The sequence below is a fragment of the Mongoliitalea daihaiensis genome (assembly GCF_021596945.1).
GTDB classification, from domain to species: Bacteria; Bacteroidota; Bacteroidia; order Cytophagales; family Cyclobacteriaceae; genus Mongoliitalea; species Mongoliitalea daihaiensis.
Genome location: NZ_CP063779.1, coordinates 673,360 through 695,451, shown reverse-complemented (window position 1 = coordinate 695,451; position 22,092 = coordinate 673,360). Strand labels below are relative to the sequence as shown.

The 22,092-nt window shown below is 39.6% G+C and carries 20 protein-coding genes; 9 read left to right on the top strand and 11 right to left on the bottom strand.

The annotated features are described in order from the left end of the window. Complete coding sequence (dnaN, locus tag IPZ59_RS02735; RefSeq protein ID WP_236138353.1) at window positions 1-1,125, top strand: DNA polymerase III subunit beta; 1,125 nt, start codon at window positions 1-3, stop codon at window positions 1,123-1,125. 292 nt (window positions 1,126-1,417) lie between these two features. Here the strand turns inward: dnaN and IPZ59_RS02730 are convergent, their stop codons facing one another. The 4 genes from IPZ59_RS02730 to IPZ59_RS02715 all read right to left on the bottom strand — a co-directional run bounded on the left by IPZ59_RS02730 (window position 1,418) and on the right by IPZ59_RS02715 (window position 4,813). Next, window positions 1,418-2,638: an ATP-binding protein gene (locus IPZ59_RS02730; RefSeq protein ID WP_236138352.1), complete on the bottom strand. Its 1,221-nt coding sequence runs from the start codon at window positions 2,636-2,638 to the stop codon at window positions 1,418-1,420. Between the two features lie 80 nt (window positions 2,639-2,718). Next, window positions 2,719-3,471: a hypothetical protein gene (locus IPZ59_RS02725; protein ID WP_236138351.1), complete on the bottom strand. Its 753-nt coding sequence runs from the start codon at window positions 3,469-3,471 to the stop codon at window positions 2,719-2,721. Between the two features lie 53 nt (window positions 3,472-3,524). Continuing rightward, window positions 3,525-4,280: a hypothetical protein gene (locus IPZ59_RS02720; RefSeq protein WP_236138350.1), complete on the bottom strand. Its 756-nt coding sequence runs from the start codon at window positions 4,278-4,280 to the stop codon at window positions 3,525-3,527. Next, the gene (locus IPZ59_RS02715) at window positions 4,277-4,813 is read right to left on the bottom strand and encodes an RNA polymerase sigma factor (protein ID WP_236138349.1); all 537 of its coding nucleotides are present in this window, start codon (window positions 4,811-4,813) and stop codon (window positions 4,277-4,279) included. The genes IPZ59_RS02720 and IPZ59_RS02715 overlap by 4 nt, the downstream gene beginning before the upstream one ends. Window positions 4,814-4,881: 68 nt before the next feature. Between IPZ59_RS02715 and IPZ59_RS02710 the strand changes: the two genes are divergently transcribed. The 4 genes from IPZ59_RS02710 to IPZ59_RS02695 all read left to right on the top strand — a co-directional run bounded on the left by IPZ59_RS02710 (window position 4,882) and on the right by IPZ59_RS02695 (window position 10,875). Beyond that, on the top strand, window positions 4,882-5,364 hold the full coding sequence (locus tag IPZ59_RS02710) for a peptide deformylase (protein ID WP_236138348.1): 483 nt from the start codon (window positions 4,882-4,884) through the stop codon (window positions 5,362-5,364). A gap of 675 nt (window positions 5,365-6,039) precedes the next feature. Continuing rightward, on the top strand, window positions 6,040-8,859 hold the full coding sequence (gene carB / locus IPZ59_RS02705) for a carbamoyl-phosphate synthase large subunit (protein ID WP_236138347.1): 2,820 nt from the start codon (window positions 6,040-6,042) through the stop codon (window positions 8,857-8,859). 99 nt (window positions 8,860-8,958) lie between these two features. Further along, entirely contained in the window at window positions 8,959-9,216 is a 258-nt protein-coding gene (locus IPZ59_RS02700) for a DUF4834 domain-containing protein (RefSeq protein WP_236138346.1), read from the top strand. Between the two features lie 129 nt (window positions 9,217-9,345). Beyond that, window positions 9,346-10,875, top strand: coding sequence for a DUF4394 domain-containing protein (locus IPZ59_RS02695; RefSeq protein ID WP_236138345.1), 1,530 nt, complete (start codon window positions 9,346-9,348; stop codon window positions 10,873-10,875). Window positions 10,876-10,995: 120 nt separating this feature from the next. Here IPZ59_RS02695 and IPZ59_RS02690 read toward each other — a convergent pair whose 3' ends face one another. Together IPZ59_RS02690 and IPZ59_RS02685 are read right to left on the bottom strand one after the other, a co-directional pair. Next, window positions 10,996-12,192, bottom strand: a complete 1,197-nt coding sequence (locus tag IPZ59_RS02690) for a class I SAM-dependent methyltransferase (protein ID WP_236138344.1) — start codon at window positions 12,190-12,192, stop codon at window positions 10,996-10,998. Beyond that, complete coding sequence (locus IPZ59_RS02685) at window positions 12,193-13,182, bottom strand: aspartate-semialdehyde dehydrogenase (RefSeq protein WP_236138343.1); 990 nt, start codon at window positions 13,180-13,182, stop codon at window positions 12,193-12,195. A 181-nt stretch (window positions 13,183-13,363) separates the two neighbouring features. Between IPZ59_RS02685 and IPZ59_RS02680 the strand changes: the two genes are divergently transcribed. From IPZ59_RS02680 to scpB, 4 genes are all read left to right on the top strand, one after another. Beyond that, window positions 13,364-16,687 carry a lamin tail domain-containing protein gene (locus IPZ59_RS02680; protein WP_236138342.1) on the top strand — a complete coding sequence of 1,108 codons (3,324 nt, stop codon included), beginning with the start codon at window positions 13,364-13,366 and terminating at the stop codon, window positions 16,685-16,687. 66 nt (window positions 16,688-16,753) lie between these two features. Beyond that, a complete protein-coding gene (locus IPZ59_RS02675) occupies window positions 16,754-16,909 on the top strand; it encodes a hypothetical protein (RefSeq protein ID WP_236138341.1) in 156 nt (51 codons plus the stop codon). A 112-nt stretch (window positions 16,910-17,021) separates the two neighbouring features. Then, entirely contained in the window at window positions 17,022-17,405 is a 384-nt protein-coding gene (locus IPZ59_RS02670; RefSeq protein ID WP_236138340.1) for a TraR/DksA family transcriptional regulator, read from the top strand. Beyond that, on the top strand, window positions 17,406-17,966 hold the full coding sequence (gene scpB, locus IPZ59_RS02665; protein ID WP_236138339.1) for an SMC-Scp complex subunit ScpB: 561 nt from the start codon (window positions 17,406-17,408) through the stop codon (window positions 17,964-17,966). Here scpB and IPZ59_RS02660 read toward each other — a convergent pair whose 3' ends face one another. The 5 genes from IPZ59_RS02660 to IPZ59_RS02640 all read right to left on the bottom strand — a co-directional run bounded on the left by IPZ59_RS02660 (window position 17,967) and on the right by IPZ59_RS02640 (window position 22,031). Continuing rightward, entirely contained in the window at window positions 17,967-18,587 is a 621-nt protein-coding gene (locus tag IPZ59_RS02660; RefSeq protein ID WP_236138338.1) for a SprT-like domain-containing protein, read from the bottom strand. Between the two features lie 62 nt (window positions 18,588-18,649). After that, window positions 18,650-18,847, bottom strand: a complete 198-nt coding sequence (locus tag IPZ59_RS02655) for a hypothetical protein (protein ID WP_236138337.1) — start codon at window positions 18,845-18,847, stop codon at window positions 18,650-18,652. 79 nt (window positions 18,848-18,926) lie between these two features. Continuing rightward, a complete protein-coding gene (gene der, locus IPZ59_RS02650; protein WP_236138336.1) occupies window positions 18,927-20,240 on the bottom strand; it encodes a ribosome biogenesis GTPase Der in 1,314 nt (437 codons plus the stop codon). A gap of 14 nt (window positions 20,241-20,254) precedes the next feature. Then, window positions 20,255-21,145: a GTPase Era gene (era, locus tag IPZ59_RS02645; protein WP_236138335.1), complete on the bottom strand. Its 891-nt coding sequence runs from the start codon at window positions 21,143-21,145 to the stop codon at window positions 20,255-20,257. 175 nt (window positions 21,146-21,320) lie between these two features. After that, a complete protein-coding gene (locus IPZ59_RS02640) occupies window positions 21,321-22,031 on the bottom strand; it encodes an outer membrane beta-barrel protein (RefSeq protein ID WP_236138334.1) in 711 nt (236 codons plus the stop codon). Window positions 22,032-22,092 lie beyond the last annotated feature (61 nt).

The window sequence follows — 22,092 nt, the reverse complement described above, 5'->3', positions numbered from 1 at the left end:
ATGAAATTCATTGTTTCCTCCTCTGCCCTTTTAAAGCAGCTTTCTGCTATCAATGGCGTAGTGACTACCAACCCAGTTGTACCCATTTTGGAAAATTTCCTTTTTGAAATCAAAGAAGGTAAATTGACTATTACTGCATCCGACTTACAGACATCCATGATGACTGAAATCGATGTGGAGTCTAAGGAGGATGGCAATATTGCAGTTCCTGCAAAGATTTTAATCGAAACCTTGAAAAATCTACCAGAGCAGCCAGTTACTTTCAGCATCGATCATGATACCTACAGTATCGAGATCAGTTCTGACAATGGCCGGTACAAGCTTTCAGGGGAAAATGCAACTGATTTCCCAAAAATACCTACTGTCACTAATGCTACTGCGGTAGATATGTCTACTGAGGTATTGAGTTCGGCTATCAGCAATACCATCTTTGCTACCAGCAACGATGAATTGAGACCGGCGATGACTGGGGTTTACATCAACTTGAGCAGTACCAATGCGACGTTTGTTGCTACGGATGGTCACCGATTGGTGCGCTACAGAAGAGTAGATATTGCCTCTGCTGATGCAGCGAGTTTGATTATCCCTCGTAAAGCGTTGAACTTATTGAAATCTACTTTACCATCTGAAAATGTTCCGGTAACCGTTGAGTTCAACTCTTCCAATGCCTACTTCAAGTTTGGCAGCATCAAAATGATTTGCCGCTTGATCGATGAGCGTTTCCCAGATTATGAAAATGTAATTCCGATTGACAATCCTAACCATATGACTATTGATCGTATGGATTTCTTGAGTTCCTTGAGAAGGATTGCCATCTATGCCAATAAAACTACGCATCAAGTCCGCTTGAAATTGACAGGTTCTGAATTACAAATCTCTGCTGAGGACTTAGACTTCTCCAATGAAGCAAACGAGCGTCTATCTTGTGAGCATGACGGTGAGGATATCGAAATCGGCTTCAACGCAAAATTCTTAGTAGAAATGTTGAATAACCTTTCTTCCAGAGAAGTTACGCTTCAGTTCTCTGCTCCAAATAGAGCTGGTTTGATCGTACCATCTGATAAGTCTGATAATGAGGATATTTTGATGTTGGTGATGCCGGTGATGTTGAATAACTATGTGTAGGAGAAGCGGGCTGGCTTGGGTATAGTTAGATGTTTGGGAAGGTTTGATTTTGAGGTGTAGCGACTGAAATATGCTGACGCGAAATAAATTGAAATATGCCTTCGGCGAAATAATTGGGGAGTGTGAGATTAAAGATTATTCTTAAAAGGAAAGAATAGTTTTCGAGAGATGTAAAATACAGATAAAAAATATCCAAGACTCAAGAATCAAGAATTAAGATAAAGCGTAATAAAGAATCCCCTTTGGGGATCGTTTAAAAAAAAGACCTTAAGGAATTAGGGTCTTTTTTGGTTTAATAGAGGAAACCAAATAGATACAAAGGTATTTTGTTTCCGAATCCATAAAGTATTTCATCTGCTGCAATAAAGGAATTGGGGATGTTAGCTATTTGGTCGAAACTTTTGTTTTTCCCACCAATTTCAAATTCATGAGTATCGTTTACTAAGAAGTCTCCATTTCTCGCAGTGGTAACCGTATTTCCAGAGTTTTTGAGTTGGTTTATGAAAAATGTTTCTCTAACATTTCCTTGATTTTGATTTTCTAATGCAAGTGCATATATCAAGTTTGAATTTGCTAAATAAATTTTATCTGGTTTATTCATGAAGCTTATACCTTTAGAGGAAGAACTTAGGCTTAGTATAAGTTTTGAAACTTCCAACAAATGTAGCATTTCAAGTAGCCTAGGTCGGGTTGTTTCAGTTTTTTCTGCTAGCTTACTAATATTCGGACTGAAAGGCACGGATGTTGAAATAACATAAAGTAATTTTTTCAATTTCGACTGTGTATTGCTTGATATGTCTTTACCTTCGGGTAGGTCATAGTCAATAATGACGTTGATTAATTGATTGATTTTCGAAACATAATCTCTTTCATCCTCCAAAAAGAATGGGTAAGCACCAATTTTTTTATAATGCTCAAAATGAAGCATAATATCAGGAATAGATGTAAGGATAGGATCGACAAGTGCTTGATGAGTAGTCAAAACTTCATTTAAGTCATATTGAACCAGGTTAATCCTGAATTTGAGGCTTAAGTATTCTCTGAATGATAATTCTGGCAAATTATAGTAAACAAGTCTTCTACTCAAGTCTGCTTGTGATTTTTGGAGTTCGAGAATAGAAGACCCAGATATGATTAGTTTGAGATCTGGATAGAAATCATAAATATTTTTTACTGCACTTTGCCAATCATTATATTTATGTACTTCATCCAATAGCAAATTTCTTCCGCCTAATTGGTAAAATCTTTCTGCTAGATCAACAAGGTTATTTTCCTTGAAGTAAAGATCATCTAAACTTAGATATAGCGATTTATCCAAGGGTAAATTTTCCTTGAGGTATTGAAGCATTAAGGTTGTTTTACCAGTTCCTCTTGCTCCCAAAATGCATATGGCTCGTCCATTCCAATTGATGGTTTGGTAGTGGCCTCTTTTAAAATCTGTCTTTACAGACAAGAGTAAATTTCTATATCTATTTACTAACCCTTCCATTGTATCATCAAAGATACAAAACATAATTAAAAGTGTATCTTCAAAGATGCAAAAATGACTATTTTTTGTATCATTGAAGATGCACACTCTCCTGTCTACTATTTTTAAAAGAATCTAACTCCTATTGTAGGTATCAATGTTTTTGCGTCATCTGTTAAAACTGCTCCGATTTTTAGCTGAATAGTACTTTTGACAAAATATCGATAATTTATCTGGAATGTTTGACCTTGGAATACAGGGCCTGATGGGCTTGTTAGATAGCCTAGTTGGAGACCGCTAATGGCTCTTTTATAAGGACGGAATTCTAACTCTGCATTGATGAACGGATTGTGGTGAACGTTTACTCCGCCTTCATTGCGGTCAGTAAAGAATACTGTGTTGGTAAGAGATGCTCCGAGGCTGAATCTTTTTAAATCTGCCATCATTCGAAATCCTGCATCAATCGTAAACCTGCCTCCCGTATAGTCTAGCCCAATGGGAATGCCTAAGGTGTAACTGGTACGGTGGCTTGTGTATCTTCTGTTGATATCTTCAGCCACATAATCCAATTGAGATTCCCAAAAGTTTGGTTGAAGGAAGTAATGTCGCTCTTCTTTTTCTGGAAAGTTGGTGGCTTTTTTGAGGACAGGTTGGAGTTTGGTCAGGATGTCTTCTGTATAATAATCTTGTGCATTGTAATAGGTCCAGATGATTCCATTGTTTGGTAATTTAAAACTTAAGGTGTCTGTAAAGTAGTCTGGATTTTGCTCTATCCAATTTTTAAAAGACACAATGTATTTGGGTGTGTTTCCCGGGATTTGTGCATAGACTGTGTATCCGATCAGGCTGATCAGAAGAGTTAAGAGTTGTTTTTTCATTGCGTTTGTTGGAAGTTCCTCTGATATCGGGAGGAGGTGTATGAATACAGCTGCTATTTTTCTGGTGTTCGGGCAACTAGTTCAGGAAGTTTAAGAAATCCTTTTTTGGATTTATTGGACTCCTGTAAGTTTTGCCATTCTTCTTCGGTAAGTCTTACCATAAATCCATCTAAACGTACGCGCCTCATGGGAGTGTCCCATTGGATTATAATCTCTCTTTTGGAGGAAGAAGCTATGAGTTTTCGCTCTTGAAGAATATCTTGGTTATCCCAGGTGATTGTTTTTTCTGGAAAAGGCACTATAGGTGTTTGAAAAGGTAAGTTCAGACGATCTTTTTTAGCCCCTTTTTCAAGCAGACTTAATTTCTCCAATTGAACGACTTGGTTATTGGTATTGTCGAAATGGGTCGTTATAGCAACTTCCATTTCCAAAACCCCTTCCATCTCAGTCGATTGTGGAGGGCTTGTTGAAATAGGGTCTTCTTTTCTTATATTTTCAAGTATGGATAGCTGATTTTTATCTAGTGCTGAATTTCTAGAGGAAAATAGAAAAAGAGCTGATACCCCTAGGAGCATAATAATACTGGCAGCTATTCCTCCATACCAAATCAAGGCAAGCTTTTTTCGGTTCAACCCCGCCTGAATGTTTGCCCAAAGCTCTGCTTTAGGTTGATGGACAGGGAGTTCATTGACCAATGTGCGCACCTGAGCATCCAATGATTGCTTTTCCATCATTTCGTCCCAAAGCTTAGCTTTGGGTTGAAACTCAGGGAGCATATTTTTTAGGTTAGTTGGTTTCTCAGCGCTCATTTTTCTTGGTAATGTTTTGAGAGACGTTCTTGTAAGATTTTCTTTGCATAATGAAGCTGGGACTTTGAAGTACCTAAGCTTATATGTAGAGTATCTGCAATTTCCTGATGAGAGTAGCCTTCCACTTCATACATGACAAACACAGTCCTGGAAGCCACTGGTAAACTTCGGATTGCCTGATCCAACACTTCTGCCTGAATCCACTGTTCTAAGGGATAGGTTTGGTCTTCTAAATTTTCGACAATCTCTTCGAAGACCATTTTTTTGCTAACTACCTTCAGGGCTTTTCTCAGCATGATGGATTTTATCCAAGCACCTAGCGTAGATTTCTGTTCAAACTTTCCTAAATTTCTGAATACATCTATAAAGCCTTCCTGCAAAATATCATTTGCTTGATCATAGTCATTGCAGATTCGATAGACAAGATTAAACATGGCTAACTTGTACCGCTCAAATAACTCAAACTGCGCATCCTGTTTTTGTTGGAGGCAATCTCTGAGTAAATCTTCTTCTTTGCGGTACAAATGTTTCATAATCGGACTAAAGAGTCTTGAAACTACCAAAAGGTTGGAAAGCATGGGAAAAAAAGTAAGAAAAATACATGAAGACCGTTGATGATATCTTAAAATTAGGGGACCCGCGCTTGTATGAGGTGTGCGAACCGGTGTTGGAATCGGAATTACCTCTGGTGAAGGCTTGGGTACAGGACCTGCACGAGGCCATGGAGGATATCCGGAAGGTTTATGGTTTTGGGAGAGGCATTGCAGCCCCGCAGTTGGGGATTATGAAGCGGCTGTTTTATCTGAATTTGGATAAGCCATACATCATCATCAATCCTGAGATTGTCCAAGCGAGTTCGGAGATGTTTGAGCTATGGGACGACTGCATGAGCTTCCCAAATTTGTTTGTAAAAGTCGAGCGTCATCAGTCTATTACCTTGGAATACTTGGATGAAAATTGGGAAAAACAATATTGGACAGTTGAAGGTGCGATTGCAGAACTGATCCAGCATGAATATGACCATCTCAATGGAGTTCTGTGCACGATGCGCGCGATAGATGAGAAGAGTTTTCGGTGGAGGTAGGGGAGATGCGAGACTTGCCTGCTGCAAGCAGGAGACGAGGTTTTAGAGGCAAGAAACAAGAACCAAGAACCAAGACTTGGTGTAAGAAGGAGGTTTGTCTTTTTGAAATAAGGTAGAAATAATGTGGAAATAAGGGTAGAAACAGTTTTTAACTTGTTCTAGTTTTCGGATGATATTAGTCAATAATTTTATTTCCTTTGGCATTCAGGAAGAAGAATGATAATTCTAGAATTTTCTCAAAGATTGTTAGGTTTTATAAGTGCTGAGAAGACCGACCTCGAAGAGGTCACATGTTTATAGATACCAATTAAATAGTAGCCCTATTCGACCCCTTTCGGGGTCGTACCTTGGCCTAGGTTGATTTTGTGCTATAAACATATGATCCTTTTGGGATCGGAGAGCTTTTTTTGGTTAAATGTATTCATCTGCGTAGCTAGTGAAATGAATGTGTAGAACCATAAAATTCATTTTTTCACTTGTAATTTCCAAAAGTCAGCTTAAACAAACCCTAGGCTTTTTCTACGTAAAAATACGCAACAACAGATTTGGCTTAAATTCTTACCATTTTATCAGTTTATTGCATTTTTTTCTTTTCCATCGGGCTACTTTAAATTATTTGCCTAATTTTACGCCAATTTAGCCATCAGTATTTAACCTTACTTAAACCTCCTTGTAATGCCTAAAGACTCCAGCATTAAACACGTCTTACTCATCGGTTCTGGTCCCATTGTTATTGGTCAAGCATGCGAATTTGATTACTCTGGCTCTCAGGCCTCTAGGTCTTTGAGAGAAGAAGGGATTAAAGTTACCTTGATCAACTCGAATCCAGCGACTATCATGACGGATCCGGTGACTGCGGATAACGTGTATTTGCTTCCGTTAGAAAAGAAATCCATCGTTAAAATCCTACAAGATCACCCTGATATCGATGCAGTATTGCCTACCATGGGTGGTCAGACGGCATTGAACTTAGCCATCGACTGCGAAAAAGGTGGCGTTTGGAAAAAATTTGGTGTTCGCATGATCGGTGTAGATATTGACGCTATTGATACTGCTGAAAACCGTGAGAAATTCAAAGCCTTGATGGAGAAGATTGGTGTTGGGGTTTGTAAAGGTGATACAGCCACTTCCTTTTTGCAAGGAAAAGAAATTGCACAGGAAATAGGCTTTCCATTGATCATCAGAGCATCCTATACCCTGGGTGGTGCTGGTGGAGCTTTTGTAGAGAAAGCTGAGGATTTTGAAAGATTGCTATCAGCTGGCTTGCAAGCTTCACCTGTTCACGAAGTACTGATTGAGCAGAGCATCTTGGGCTGGAAGGAGTATGAGTTGGAGGTGATGCGGGATAATATCGGGAACATGATTGTGATCTGTTCGATTGAAAATTTTGACCCAATGGGTGTGCATACAGGAGACTCCATCACCGTAGCACCTGCGATGACGCTTCCAGATACAGTGTATCAGCGCATGCGAAATTATGCGATTACCATGATGAATAGTATCGGGAATTTTGCAGGAGGCTGTAATGTGCAGTTTGCCGTAAGTCCGGATAATTCGGAAATCATCGGTATTGAAATCAATCCACGGGTTTCCCGTTCTTCTGCCTTGGCATCCAAAGCTACAGGCTATCCAATTGCTAAAGTTGCTGCCAAATTGGCTATTGGTTACAATTTGGATGAATTGACGAATTCCATTACAGGTACTACTTCAGCATTTTTTGAACCGGCTATTGATTATGTGATTGTAAAGATCCCGCGTTGGAATTTTGATAAATTTAAAGGATCCGATCGTAGATTGGGATTATCCATGAAGGCGGTAGGTGAAGTGATGGGTATTGGCCGTAACTTCCAAGAAGCCTTACAAAAAGCCTGTCAGTCTCTGGAAATCAAGCGTAACGGCTTGGGAGCCGATGGTAAGGAGTTGAGAAACCAAGAAGAGTTATTATACAGTTTAGCCAATCCAAGTTGGAATCGTTTATTCCATGTATATGATGCGTTCAAATTGGGTATTTCCTTCCGTACTATTCAAGACCTTACCAAGATTGACAAGTGGTTTTTGAAGCAAATTGAAGAGTTGATCCAGCTAGAGCATGAAATCGAAAAATACAAGATCGATACTATTCCAGCTGAGTTGATGGACAAGGCCAAGAAAAGAGGGTATGCGGACCGTCAGATTGCGCATTTACTAGATTGTTTGGAGTCAGATGTGTTCAACAAGCGTTACCATGAAATGGGCATCAAGCGAGTCTATAAACTGGTAGACACCTGCGCGGCTGAGTTTGAAGCGCAGACTCCTTATTACTACTCCACTTTTGGAGAGGAAAATGAATCTGTGAGATCCAACAAAAAGAAGGTAGTAGTCTTAGGTTCAGGGCCAAATCGTGTAGGGCAAGGGATTGAATTTGACTATTCCTGTGTGCATGGGGTATTGGCTGCCAAAGAGTGTGGCTATGAGACCATCATGATCAACTGTAATCCTGAGACAGTTTCTACGGATCCTGATATTTCCGATAAATTATATTTTGAGCCAGTTTTCTGGGAACACATCTACGAGATCATCCTGCAAGAAAAGCCTGAAGGGGTGATTGTACAGTTGGGTGGTCAGACTGCCTTGAAGTTGGCTGAGAAGTTGGATAAGTATGGCATCAAAATCATCGGGACCAGCTATGAGGCACTAGATTTGGCAGAAGACAGAGGTCGTTTTTCTACCTTATTGAAGGAAAACGAGGTTCCTTATCCGGAGTTTGGTACTATTCATAATACCGACGAGGCATTGGAGCTTTGCAAGACAATTGGATTTCCATTGTTGGTTAGGCCTTCTTACGTACTGGGTGGTCAGGGGATGAAAATTGTAATCAATGAAAAGGAACTGGAAGAGCATGTGGTCAATGTATTACGTGATATTCCAAACAATGAAATACTACTTGATCATTTCTTGGAAGGAGCGATTGAAGCAGAGGCTGATGCCATTTGTGATGGAGAAAATGTCTACATCATTGGTATCATGCAGCATATAGAACCCGCAGGTATCCATTCGGGTGATTCTTATGCCGTATTGCCTCCGTACAACTTGGGTGATTATGTGATGCGTCAGATTGAGACCTATACTAAGAAAATTGCTTTGGCTTTGAGAACTGTTGGCTTGATCAATATTCAGTTTGCCATCAAAAATGACAAGGTTTATGTAATTGAAGCCAACCCTAGAGCTTCTAGAACCGTTCCATTTATCTGTAAAGCGTATCAGGAGCCTTATGTGAATTATGCTACGAAAGTGATGTTGGGAGAGAAAAAAGTCACAGATTTCGAATTTAATCCAGTGAAAAAGGGTTATGCTATCAAGGAACCTGTATTCTCCTTCCATAAATTCCCGAATGTCAACAAGGAATTAGGTCCTGAAATGAAGTCTACCGGAGAAGCGATCTACTTCATTGAAGATTTAATGGATGACTACTTCCTCAAAATCTACGCCGAACGAAATTTATATCTAAGCCGTTAATCAAGAGGTACTCAATACTTCTAATTAATTTAATGAGTGAGAGACAAGACTGAATTAACAAAGTCTCGTCTCTCGCTTCTAAATTCAAATAGTCTCCCAATGGGTTTTATCTTAAAATTTATTCTTATTGCTGTTGCCTTGTCTTGGATATTTTCCAAGTTGTTAAAATTCTTTGTCCGAACAAAAATCCGTCAATTTGCTACGCATGCCGATGAGTTGAGAAGAGAGGAGGAGCGTAGAAAAAGGCCTGAACAAGGGGGGGTGAAAGTAGATCATATCCCACCAACTTATCAGGAAAAGAGAAACAGAGATTTGAAAGGTGGAGATTACATAGATTATGAAGAAGTAAAAGACTAAGTATTTTTGTTCTTTTTTTTATTTGGTCTCTTTCGAGCTCCTAAGTCAATCACTTTCTCAAAAGGGTTTTTTAAAGTGGCTCAATCCAGTTGAGCATCTTGCTTCGTATGTGAGGGAAAACTAAATCACATGAAGCATGTCAACATCTTAGTCAACAAGGCATGGTTAGTGCTTGTTGGCTTACTCCTCCTTTCTAGCTGTAATGATGAACAGTCACAGGCTCCGATTTTAGACATATCTGAAATGGGCCAAGCTCCTGATGTATCATTTGTTGGACTAACCAATGACAACAGGATTGCTACGTTTAATGCAAGATCTCTTAATAATCCTACGGATGTTATGATGATTAGTAATCTTCCTGACGGAGAGCAGATCATTAGTATAGATTTTAGACCAGCTACTGGGCAATTGTATGCATTGGGTGCAAGCAGCAGACTTTATCATATCAATGAGCTAAATGGAAGAGCTACCACATTAGGCAGTGGACCATTTGAGCCACGCTTGAATGGAGCAAATGCATCTATTGACTTTAATCCAACTGTAGATAGAATCCGCTTAGTGACCGAATCTGGGCAAAATTTGCGTTTGCATCCAGAGTTGGGGACGGTAGTTGCTACAGATGGGCAAATTTCTGGAGATAATAATCCAAGAATTGGAGCAATTGGGTACACGAATTCGGTGGCTGGAGCTACATCTACGTTGCTCTTTGATATTGATTTTCAAAATGACAGACTTTTTGTACAAGATCCGCCTAACGATGGTGGTTTAAGAGAGATTGGGCCTCTGGGAATCGATTTTCAGGGTGTAGGGAATTTTGATATCAGTCCTTCCAATGAATTTTCCTTAGCTGTGACATTAGTCGACAATGAGTCTAAGTTGTACACGATCAATCTTGAGAATGGTAATGCAACATGGGTTGGGACATTTAACCTTCCGATAATTGGCCTATCATTTAAAACTGATCCAGTGGTATTTGCAACTCTTACTAATAATTCCTTAGCCAGAATCAATCCTTCTACTGGAGCCATGTCAACCGTTGCAATTGGGAATTTGAATACTGGAGAGACCGTGACAGGTATTGATTTTAGACCAAGAAATGGTGCCTTGTATGGTGTAACCAATCAGAATCGATTAATTACCATCAATACTGCAAATGGACAGGTCGCTCAAGTAGGATCTGTTCTCTCACCGATGATTGATGGTGCTGCTGTTGGATTTGACTTTAATCCATTGGTTGATCGTATCCGATTAGTAACCAATACAGGTCAAAATTTGCGTTTGCATCCGGATTTGGGAACGGTTGTAGCTACCGATGGTATGCTTAATCCCAATGATCCGAATGTAACAGGAGCAGCTTATACAAATAATTTTGATGGAACTACTAGTACATTGTTGTATGTAATTGACTCTGAAAGCAACATGCTGATGGTACAAGATCCACCAAATGATGGTGTTTTGGTGGCAAGAGGTCCGCTTGGGATTATGATCGGTGATTCTAATGGGTTTGATATAGGCGGACTAACAGATAGTGCTTATGGTATTTTTACCGTTGGAAATACGACTGGACTTTATTCTATAAATCTTTCCACCGGACAGGCTACCTTGGTAAGACAAATAAGTTCAGCAGTAACAGGAATGGCAGTAGGTTTAGGTTTTTAAGAAAGTTTGGTTAGGTTTTTTATTGTTTAGTAAATGGTGAAAGTGGCTGCTCACCTCTAATATCTTTAGCATATTAGCAGGTAGAGCGGTCATTTTTTATTATTCTGAGATCAGTCAGTATTAGGCTAATTTTCCAATCCAAAGTTTGAAATTCGCACCTTCTTTGGCACCGATTAAAAACTGATTACCACCATCTTTTAGCCTAAATTTTTTCTTCAGTTCCTCAGCTCCCATACTGTAGTTGCGGGTGAGGACGTTGATTTTTCCATCTGGCACCAAAGCATTTAATTCCTTTTTTGGATGGTGTATCTCGCAAAGAATCTCAAAAACTCTTCCAGGGATTTGATCAGAAATGCTAGTACTTGTGTAAAGATGGGTATTGCTTCCTAGTTTTTTGAGATTATGGCGAAGGGCAAACAATTGAAAGCCACCAGCTTTTAAAATGGAGCTTTGAGGCTCAATAAGATACTTTTCAGCTGAGCCTAAAGTGGCAAAAGATTCTTCCTCTTCTTCAAAAGTAAAGTCAAATTGTCTAAAGCCGTTCTCGAATGAGGGATGTAGGCTTACACAGGATATAGAAACGGGTTGCTGATTCGAGCTTTTTCCTCCTATCAATAAAACCTCCTTTACTTCGTTTCTTACATCCAAAACGATCACCTGCTGTATATAGGGGAGCTCTTTTAAAGCTTGTTTGATATCCAACATGGGGGAAGCTTTGATCATGACATTTTCCCCTTTTTCAACTAGGAGTTTGGCATGATCTACAACATTTGGTTCACAGTCGGATAGCTTGTATAATTTTTGATTGGAATTACCCCTTCTGGCAGGGTCAATAAAAATCCAATCCAATGAATCTTGTCTAGATTTTAACCACGCTATACTATCACCGTTGATACATTCAAAATGAGCAGGTGATAACTTTTCAAGGTTGTGTTGGGAAATTTTGAATAACTCTTCATTTCGTTCGCAGTACGTGGCTTTTTTGAAATTTCTGCCAATAAAATAGCTGTCAATTCCCAATCCTCCTGTCAGGTCTGCAAATGTTTCTCCGCTAAGTAAGGATGCTTTATAGTTAGCCGTTTCTTCTGAAGAGGCCTGCTCCATAGAAAGGCTGACAGGGAATAGTAAGGACTCGTTTGCATACCATTTAGGTATTTTTGACTTGGCTTTTTGCCGGGCTTGAATCTGTTGCACAGCAAACTTAAGATTGAAGTCTACTTTTCCCGAATACCGTAAAAGTATTTGTGCAGGATCCTCCATCAGGTGGTCCTGCACAAATAACTGTATTTTATCAATATGTTCTTGGCTGAAATCCAATTAAGCCATGCTATGTTCTACCAAGTATTTTGCGATCTGTACGGCATTGGTGGCGGCACCTTTCCTCAGGTTATCAGCCACAATCCACATGTTGAGGGTGTTAGGTTGGGATTCATCTCTTCTTAATCGACCCACAAATACTTCATCTTTTTTATGTGCCGTCAATGGCATTGGATAGATATTATTTGCAGGATCATCTTGTAAGATAACCCCGGGGGTTTTTCTAAGGATTTCTTTTACTTCTTCCAAGTCAAAGTCTTGATGAAATTCCACGTTCACTGACTCCGAATGGCCTCCCATGGTAGGGATTCGTACAGTAGTGGCAGTTACTTGAATACTTTCATCATCAAATATTTTTTTCGTTTCGTTGATCATCTTCATTTCCTCTTTCGTGTATCCATTAGGTTGGAAGACATCAATATGAGGCAATACATTTAAGTCAATTTTGTGAGGATAGACCATTTCAGCTGTTTCACCGGCACGTTCTGCCATCATTTGGTCTACTGCAGCCTTACCTGTGCCTGTAACGGACTGATAGGTAGATACTACGATTCTCTTGAGGCCATAGCGCTCTTTCAAGAGATTTAAGGCTACCACCATTTGGATGGTAGAGCAGTTGGGGTTGGCGATGATTCGGTCGTCAATTCTTAGATCTTTTGCGTTGATCTCTGGAACAACCAATTTTTTGGTAGGGTCCATTCTCCATGCCGAGGAATTGTCGATAACAATCGTTCCGACAGCAGCAAATTGTGGTGCCCACTCCAACGAAGTAGAGCCTCCAGCGGAGAAAATAGCAATATCAGGCTTCTCAGAAACAGCCTGTTTGAGCCCCAAGATGGTGTATTCCTTACCCTTGTATGTCATCTGTTTACCTGCTGATCGCTCAGAGGCCACTAAGAGTAATTCGTCAAATGGGAAATTGTGCTCATCCAGCACTTCGAGGATTTCTGAGCCTACCAATCCGGTAGCTCCTACAACGGCTAGTTTCATGATATAAACTGATTTTTTTAATGAACCGCAAAGGTACGGGAAGAATTCCCAAAAAAAATATAGGCATCCCTTTTAATTACATAAACCAAAAAATTACTGGATGATTTTTGAAATTCTTTCAATTTTATCCGATTAAACGTTTATCAACCGATTAGGGATTTGATATTTTTTAGCTTTCAGCATGATGTGGTATGTTCGGAAATGCATCTATGTATGCCTACTCATTTGTGCTTTAAATGGAACTTCTCATGGGCAGATTCAAAATTTTGAATCTCCTTTTCGAATAGTGTCCGCTCCTGAGGAATTCCTTCCCAATTGGTCCGCTAATGAGGTGAGGGGGACGGCTGCTCGTGTATTTCAAGCCAATGGTCAGGGACGAAATGGCTCCCGAGCATTGGCTGTACAGCCGATTAGTGGATTTAATGGGCAGATTTTTATTCGCTTGGACTTGACTTCGTATGAGTTGCCCAAATTAGCGTTTTTTGCTAGAACAGGAGTAAATGGGACTGGCAATCGGGCAGTGGAGATGTTTATGGCTTTTTCCTTGAATGGAGGGGATTCTTTTGATGACCGATTGCAGATTGGTACATCGAATACTTTTCCTAATGCTTTAACATCTTTTCGTTTATTCGAAGTATCTGTTCCGGAGAAGTATCATGGGGCATCAGAAGTGTTTGTGCGAATAGAAGTGAATGTTGGACTTGGAACTGGTTCAGCGGCTCGCTTTTTTATGGATGATTTTGGAGTCTTTGAAATGGATGAAGAGGTAAATCCCCTACAGGTCACCCAGGCTCGACTTCTGAGTCCTTACCAGTTTTTGTTGGAGTTTGATCGTCCTTTTATTCTTCCAGTAAGTGATCAAGTAATGCCAGAGGGATGGTCCATTTTGCAGATGGTCCAACAACGGGAGCGCTTTCTACTCCTAGAAATCGGCCAAGGCTTAAATTTGGATAGGTATGCTTTGGAATTGGTAGATATGAAAGATGCTGATGGATTAGTGACTGGATTGATCAATGTCGAGGTCGATAACGGTCAGGCAGTATTAGGAGATGCTTGGATACTTTCATCAACGCGTCTTCGTTTGCTATTTTCGCAGCCATTTGAACCTTCATCCATTGTTCAAACTAGTATTTTTTCTATTGCAGGGCAACAGCCCTTAGCTATTGATTTGTTGGAAAGTGGGTATGCTGTCGATATTACCCTAACGCAGGCGCTTTCACTGGGTGAGTTAATTCCTGTTCAAGTGGGACCATTTAGAAACTCAGCAGGTGTGACGACTGCAAATTCGCAGCTTTCGGTAATGTATCAACCAACAATAGTAGATCTGTTGGTGGTAGATGATAAGACTATAGAACTCTACTCCAATGAACCACTGACAAGCTTTGTGGGGGAATTTTCTTTTTGGGAACATGCAACGACTGTCACGCATACTATTTTATCCGATGGAAAAACAATTCGATTGGCATTGGATACTCCATTGGAGGAATTTTTGGTATATGAGCTTCTGGTGCCATTAGCATTTACGAGCGAATCGGTTCCTGTTCCAGGATTTTCCATGGATGTAATTTTTGACCGGACACCACCTGAGATTACTTCAGTACTTGCACTTTCGATTAATCGTTTGTTGGTGATTTTTTCTGAACCAATCGATCGAGCTTTTGCAATGGGTTTGGAGCAGTTTCAGGTAGACAGGCGCTTTCCTACACGAATAGAATTTACTACGAATCCAAATGAGTTGATTTTGGATTTTGCTAGTCCATTTCAAGTCGATGCTACTTATTCCTTGCTTTACTCTGGAATTGTTGATCTATTTGGAAATTTTCAGGAAGAAGGAAGTTTTGATTTTGTTTTTCGTGAACAAAAGACTTTGGCATTTAAGGATATCATCATCAACGAGCTGATGCCTGCACCTCGTTCAGGAAATACACTTCCCAATGTAGAATATGTTGAATTATACAATAGAACTGATGAGGTGCTAGCCTTGGAAGGTTTGCAATGGGCTAATTCTAGGAGGGTGACACAAATTCCCGCATTTGTACTCCCTCCAAAGTCATATGTTTTATTGACTCCCCGAAATCAGGTACATCAGTTTACAGCTTTTGGGTCTGTTTTGGGGCTAACAAATTGGCCCGCCTTGCTTAACTCTGCGGATCAGGTAAGGTTGATGGATGGGAATGGAAGAGTGTTGGACAGTCTATCGTACACCACTGCCAACTTTGGCGGGAGTGCCTTTGCTTCTGGAGGGTATAGTTTAGAAATAGCTAATCCCGATATCTTATGTGACCTGCCTTCTAATTTACGGGCCTCTACTTCACCTAAAAGGGGTACTCCTGGTAAAACCAATGCTATTTTTGATTTGAATCCAGATCGAACCCTGTTTGTTTTAGAGCGGGCCATTGTTTTAGATAGTCAGCGTGTGTCCTTGACTTTTTCTAAAATTTTGGGGGATACGGGTAGAATGAACATTCACATTACACCATCTATATCCATTGATCATGTCAGTTTTGGTAATAGTCGGACAATTTTGGAAATCCAATTGGATAGGCCTTTGGAGCAAGGGAAGCCTTATCAGATTGAAGTAGATCGATTATGGGATTGTACGGGAAGACCTCTAGAGGAAACCAAGAATAGAGCAGTCATTATTTGGCCATTTGAAGCATTGGAAAACGAGGTTGTATTAAACGAGTTGCTAGCAAACCCACGCACCGGTACACCACGATTTGTAGAGATCTATAATTCATCTGATAAATACCTGAATCTTCAGGATTGGAAGCTGGCTAATTTGAATTCAGCAGGTGAAGTGGCTAATCGTAGGATTTTATTTCCGGAGCCTTTTGTAATTGAACCGTATGAATTTTTAGTATTTACCACTGATGCAATACTTTTGAAGCAGGAATATCCGAAAGGGAAAGAGACTAGGTTTGTGCAAGTTTCGTCTCTGCCAAGTTATCCTATCTCAGGCGGAACAGTAGTACTTCTCAATGCTGATGAGACAATCGCTGAGTTTTTCACTTATCACGACCGAATGCATCATCGTTTGTTAAGGGATTCAAGGGGAGTGTCACTTGAGCGGCTAAGCGCAGAAGTTTCTAGTCAAGACCCTGCTAATTGGACTTCGGCTGCAAGTTCGGTTGGCTTTGCAAGTCCTGGATTCAAAAATTCCCAAAGCTTTTTATTTGAAAGTTCTGAACTTGATATCCGTATTTTCCCAGAAATATTTGTTCCAGAGGCACCTGGTGAGCAAGGATTTACTACGATTACTTACCAGATGGAGCAGGCTGGGATGGTAGGGAGTATCCATATCTATGGAGTTGATGGCCGAAGAGTGAAGGAAATTTGTCAAAATGCTATTTGGGGTCTACAAGGGTTTTATGTTTGGGAAGGAGTAGATGATTTTGGTAGAAAGGTTAGGCCAGGGTACTACATTGTTTTTGTGGAGGTATTTGATTTAGTGGGAAATCTGAGACAATATAAAAAAACACTTGCTGTTGGTACAAGATTTTAGCGGGCCATATCTTAAATCAAAATTTTCCGTATATTTATAAGAGAGTTGCACCCAAAAAACTAAATCATGAAAAAAGACCTCATCAGCCAAGTTCTTAAAAAGTATTTCATTGGAAAAGGAAAGAATCTCTCCATTATTCACCGCTATTTGAGGATCAAATATCGAATGAATATTGATGAGAGTTTGCTTGAAAAACGAGTCAATAACCTTTCTCTGAATTAAAAATGGCCGCACTTTGCGGCTTTTTGTTTTTTAATTCAACTGCTCCTCTTATTTTAGGGGAATTTTCCAAAAGTTGGATAATTTATTGACCACATTAAAACTAAAACAGCTTATGAGTCAGGAAACCAAAACAGCGTATTCGCTTGAAGAATTGAAGGAGTTTGAAGAAATTATCTTAAATAAATTAGCGATTGCTAAAGAAGAGCTCACCAATTTGAAAGAATCGTTGAGTAAGAAAAACGATAGTGGCACTGACTTTACTGCTTCTACTTCTAAACTATTAGAAGATGGTGCAGACACGCTGGAGCGTGAGAGTCTCAATCAATTAGCTGCAAGACAGCAGAAATTCATCATTAATTTAGAAAACGCTCTGATTCGCATCAAGAATGGGACATATGGCGTTTGCATTGATACGGGAAAGTTAATCGCTAAGGAGCGCTTAAAAGCAGTCCCACACACTATGCATTCTATTGAAGCCAAGTTAGCCAAAAAGTAATTGGACTTTTTGCACAAACATATTGAAGCATTAATTTTTTGTTCTCCATCTCCTTTAGGCAAGGAGGAAATCCATCGTTGCCTAACGGAGATGTTTGAATCTGAAGTGCCTTTGGAGCATATCACGGAAGCTATTGCGCGATTGAAAGAAAAGTATCTTTCAGATGATTTCTCATTTGCTCTAGAATTTATCGGAGGAGGTTTTCAATTTTTGACCAAGCCTGCCTATCAGACGAGTATCAGTATTTTATTAAAACAACAATCTCAAAAACGGCTGTCCACAGCTCAACTAGAGACTTTATCGATTATTGCTTACAAACAGCCAGTTACCAAAACAGAGGTAGAGCAGATTCGAGGAGTTAACTGTGATTATTCGATTCAAAAGCTTTTAGAAAAAGAGTTGATAACTATCAAAGGAAAGGCAGATAGCATAGGCAAACCCATCTTATACGGAACGAGTGATAAGTTTATGGAATACTTTGGAATCAATCATTTACAGGATTTGCCTCAGCCAAAAGATTTTACGCAGGAGGAAAATCAAATAGGCGAAGAAAAGGATTAATTATTCAACAGGGAAAACCTCTGCTCTTCCGGAAATCAAGTAGCGATTGCCACTAGGAACTTCTTCACAAAGTATGCGTGTTCGCTTTGTTTCTTTTTTTATAAACTTACGCTCCCTTAAGATAAACTCTGAACCCGTATCAAGGTCCATCAAAAAGATCAGGGTATTGTCTCTGTTTGAATCATAAGCCCTCAATGCTTTGATTAATCGATGATCCGTCCCTGTACTTGCTTTAGGGTTTTGCATGTATTTTCCCAATGGAATTAAGATATCTTTTGGAAAGACCTTTTCGGTGCACATGGGGAGCATTAAGTCTTGAAATTTTATCTTCCATTCAATTCCATGAGGTTTTACCTTCACTCCATACGCTTCATAGGTGTGTAAATGGGCTACCTCATGGAGAAAGGTGATCAAAAATTGGAAAGGATTGAGGTTATGATTAATGGTAATTGTCTGAATCCTGCGATTCTGATGATAGCGAAAGTCTCCTAACTTAGTTGATCGCTCTTTGGTGATTTGAAAGGTAAAAGGTTTTTCCTTCCAAAGCTCATAGCAATAGGGTACCGCTTCTGTTGGAAGGTATTTGTTGAAGGCTTTTAAAAATCGCTCATCGATGTTCATCGATCAAAAATAAAAAAGTCCGGCAATTAATTGCCGGACTTTTATACAAAGAATTGTTTGGATTAACCTTCAACAACTTCTTCTACTTCTTCAGTAGCTTCTTCGATAGCACCTTCGATTTCTTCAGTAGCTTCTTCGATAACTTCTTCAGTTTCTTCGATTACCACTTCGATTTCTTCAGTAGCATCTTCAGTTTTGTTTCCGCAAGCAGCAGTGAATAACATTCCTGCTACAGCGAACATTGCAAATACCTTTTTCATGATGTTTGGTTTGTTTCTATTTTGAGCTCGCAAATGTACGACCATTCCAATAAAAATCAAGCTATTTAAATAATATTTTTTACTTTTTCTTGTAAGTGATTTTGATAGGAACTCCCTCAAAATCAAAGTTTTCACGTAGCCTATTCTCCAAAAACCGGGTGTAAGGGTCTTTAATGTACTGTGGAAGATTGCAAAAGAACGCAAAAACAGGGTTTTTGGTTGGGAGTTGAGTAATATATTTTATTTTGATATACTTCCCTTTCAAGGCTGGTGGAGGATACTTTTCAATTTCCGGAAGCAATAAATCGTTTAGTTTGGATGTGGTAATTCTTCGGGTTTTATTATCGAAGACCTTTACTGCTAATTCAATTGCTTGGAAGATTCGTTGTTTTTCTTCTACGGAAGTAAAAATGATAGGAATCCATCGGTTTTCACCTAATTTTTCCATCATGTCTTTTTTGATTTTTTCCATGGTCTTGTGGTCTTTTTCGATTAAATCCCATTTATTGACCATGATCATCACACCCTTATTATTTTTGATACCTAGGCTGATGAGATTGATGTCTTGCGCTTCCAATCCTCTGGAAGCGTCTATCATTACAATGATGACGTCAGAATCTTCCAAGGTGCGAAGGGAGCGCATGACGGAGTAAAATTCTATATCTTCTTTTACTTTGGCTTTCTTGCGAATACCGGCAGTATCTGTAATGATAAAGTCCTTACCATACAATTTGTATCTCGTATGGATGGCATCACGTGTCGTTCCTGCCTCATCGGTTACAATGGATCTTTCCTTACCTAGTAGCGCATTTAAGAAAGAGGACTTGCCTACATTTGGTCTTCCCAAAATGGCAATTTTTGGGATACCCTCATCTGGGTTTTCATCTCCCTCATCCTGAAAGTGAGTAATTACCTCGTCTAATAGGTCACCTGTTCCGCTCCCGCTTACAGCAGCAATTGGGAAAATTTCGTGATCACTTAGTCCAAGTGAATAAAATTCTGCGGCCATCAAAGATTTTTCCGGACTATCTGCTTTGTTGGCAACGATATAAATTGGCTTTTTGCTTGTTCTTAAAACATTTGCAAACTCTTTGTCCAAGTCAGTCAATCCATCGTGGCAGTCTACAATGAATAAAATTACATTTGCCTCCTCGAGAGCCAATTTTACTTGTTTTCTGATCTCTGCCTCGAATACGTCATCTGATCCTGTCACATATCCACCTGTATCGATTACTGAGAAGAACTTTCCTCCCCATTGTGCGTGTCCGTAATGTCTGTCACGGGTTACGCCGCTGACATTGTCTTCGATTGCTTTACGCTCTTCTACTAATCTATTGAAAAAGGTAGATTTTCCCACATTGGGTCTACCGACGATTGCTACTATATTAGCCATGTGATGCTGTATTTTTATTGGTCGTAACCAAATCTTCGTAATTTATTTTTGTCTTTCCTCCAGTTTTCGGCCACTTTGACGAAGGTTTCTAGAAATATCTTTTTGCCAAAGAATTTTTCCATTTCCTCGCGTGCTTGTGTTCCAACCCTTTTGAGTGCTTTGCCGCCTTCCCCGATGATGATTCCCTTTTGACTATTTCGTTCGATATATATGACGGCTCTGACTCGAATGATGTTTTCCTCTTCGTAAAAATCCTCAATAGCAACTTCTGTAGAATAGGGAATTTCCTTTTTGTAGTTGAGGAAAATTTTTTCCCGGACAATTTCAGAGGCAAAAAAGCGCTCCGGTTTATCCGTTAATTCATCTTTATCATAAAAGGGTGCGTGGACAGGAATTCTGTCCAAAATCTCTTGAAGGATACGTTCGGTATTGAAACTTTCGGTAGCAGAAATAGGGATGACTGTTTCAGCTTTGATTCGTTGTGTCCAATAAGCGGTAACTTCCTCCAATTGATTTTCTTTAGACAAATCAATTTTATTGATTACCAGGAGTACAGGGACACCTGAATGGTTGATCTTTTCAATTACGTCTTCTATTTCTTCGTCTGTTTCGAATAGATCGGTTACGAAAAGAATCACATCTGCATCTTCCAAAGACATGTTGACAAAACTCATCATATTTTTATGCAGCTCATATTTGGGTTTAAGCATGCCCGGTGTATCGGAAAATACAATTTGATAATTGTCGTCATTCATGATGCCCATGATCCGGTGACGGGTGGTCTGGGCCTTGGAAGAGATGATCGAAAGTCTTTCACCTACCAGCACGTTCATGAGCGTAGATTTGCCAACATTGGGTTTGCCCACGATGTTTACAAATCCTGCTTTGTGTGTGTGTTCGGTCATGACTACAGTTTTTTGTGCAAAGGTAGCTGAAATTTTCCGTCAGGACATGCTTATTTTAGAATAAACCAAAGAAAGTTTGGGTATTAAAGCCTGAGAGACTGGTTGATGAGGAAAGTTAGAAAGAAGGGGTGAGGAAAAACAGCCTTTCAATCCTAAAAATTGAAAGGCTGTTTTTTTAGAATAAAAATCTCCATGTCAAGTGCACAGGTCGGATAGTACCCATATTTTTGGCTGTCAAAAGCGAATTGAATTGGTAAGTGACTCCGAACGTTGAGGCATTCAATATTTCTAGTTTTTTGAAATAATCCCCTTTAAAACCGAGCATTAATTCTGCTTGAAGATGGAAGGGATCGCTCACTTTAGATAGGTTGATTGATTGATTTTGATCATTTTCTCTAAAGGAATATGTGGTGCTCAGGTTAAATCCAGCTCTTAGGCCCGTCTGAAGGAAAGCGTTGCTCGTCTCCTGACTGTTGTTTGCTTTAAAATAGAATCTTGCTTGTGTTGAGAGATTGAGGCTATTTTGAAATACGCGAGTGTATTTTATCCCATCGGGTGCCTGAATAAATGTTTCATTGTTTTCATCCAAGTTGGGGAAAAAGTCAAGATTGTATGTCAATCTTTCCAATTCTATGCCAGACATAAAAGAAAATCTTTTTGTGAAGGGCAATTCTTTCACAAAACCTACCTGTACACTTCCATGCCCGTCCTGATAAATATTGTCAGGGACTCCTTGTAGCAAACTCACGCCAGCGCCAAAACTAAAGTAAGTTTGAGATTTGTATGGTTTTTTAGAGAAGAGTCCATCATTTTGAGCCATGAGAGACTGGCTTAGATTGATGATTATGATGATCAATACTGCTTTGGTTAATTTAATCCTTTTCATTTTGGTAGCTGTTTGTTTTACAGCCACAAAGTTGGGATGAAGCTTCAAGTCAAAAATTGAC

Coding starts and splice junctions, on each gene's coding strand:
- dnaN (WP_236138353.1), top strand. CDS start 1: ATGAAATTCATTGTTTCCTCCTCTGCCCTTTTAAAGCAGCTTTCTGCT.
- IPZ59_RS02730 (WP_236138352.1), bottom strand. CDS start 2,638: ATGTTTTGTATCTTTGATGATACAATGGAAGGGTTAGTAAATAGATAT.
- IPZ59_RS02725 (WP_236138351.1), bottom strand. CDS start 3,471: ATGAAAAAACAACTCTTAACTCTTCTGATCAGCCTGATCGGATACACA.
- IPZ59_RS02720 (WP_236138350.1), bottom strand. CDS start 4,280: ATGAGCGCTGAGAAACCAACTAACCTAAAAAATATGCTCCCTGAGTTT.
- IPZ59_RS02715 (WP_236138349.1), bottom strand. CDS start 4,813: ATGAAACATTTGTACCGCAAAGAAGAAGATTTACTCAGAGATTGCCTC.
- IPZ59_RS02710 (WP_236138348.1), top strand. CDS start 4,882: ATGAAGACCGTTGATGATATCTTAAAATTAGGGGACCCGCGCTTGTAT.
- carB (WP_236138347.1), top strand. CDS start 6,040: ATGCCTAAAGACTCCAGCATTAAACACGTCTTACTCATCGGTTCTGGT.
- IPZ59_RS02700 (WP_236138346.1), top strand. CDS start 8,959: ATGGGTTTTATCTTAAAATTTATTCTTATTGCTGTTGCCTTGTCTTGG.
- IPZ59_RS02695 (WP_236138345.1), top strand. CDS start 9,346: ATGAAGCATGTCAACATCTTAGTCAACAAGGCATGGTTAGTGCTTGTT.
- IPZ59_RS02685 (WP_236138343.1), bottom strand. CDS start 13,182: ATGAAACTAGCCGTTGTAGGAGCTACCGGATTGGTAGGCTCAGAAATC.
- IPZ59_RS02680 (WP_236138342.1), top strand. CDS start 13,364: ATGATGTGGTATGTTCGGAAATGCATCTATGTATGCCTACTCATTTGT.
- IPZ59_RS02675 (WP_236138341.1), top strand. CDS start 16,754: ATGAAAAAAGACCTCATCAGCCAAGTTCTTAAAAAGTATTTCATTGGA.
- IPZ59_RS02670 (WP_236138340.1), top strand. CDS start 17,022: ATGAGTCAGGAAACCAAAACAGCGTATTCGCTTGAAGAATTGAAGGAG.
- IPZ59_RS02660 (WP_236138338.1), bottom strand. CDS start 18,587: ATGAACATCGATGAGCGATTTTTAAAAGCCTTCAACAAATACCTTCCA.
- IPZ59_RS02655 (WP_236138337.1), bottom strand. CDS start 18,847: ATGAAAAAGGTATTTGCAATGTTCGCTGTAGCAGGAATGTTATTCACT.
- der (WP_236138336.1), bottom strand. CDS start 20,240: ATGGCTAATATAGTAGCAATCGTCGGTAGACCCAATGTGGGAAAATCT.
- era (WP_236138335.1), bottom strand. CDS start 21,145: ATGACCGAACACACACACAAAGCAGGATTTGTAAACATCGTGGGCAAA.
- IPZ59_RS02640 (WP_236138334.1), bottom strand. CDS start 22,031: ATGAAAAGGATTAAATTAACCAAAGCAGTATTGATCATCATAATCATC.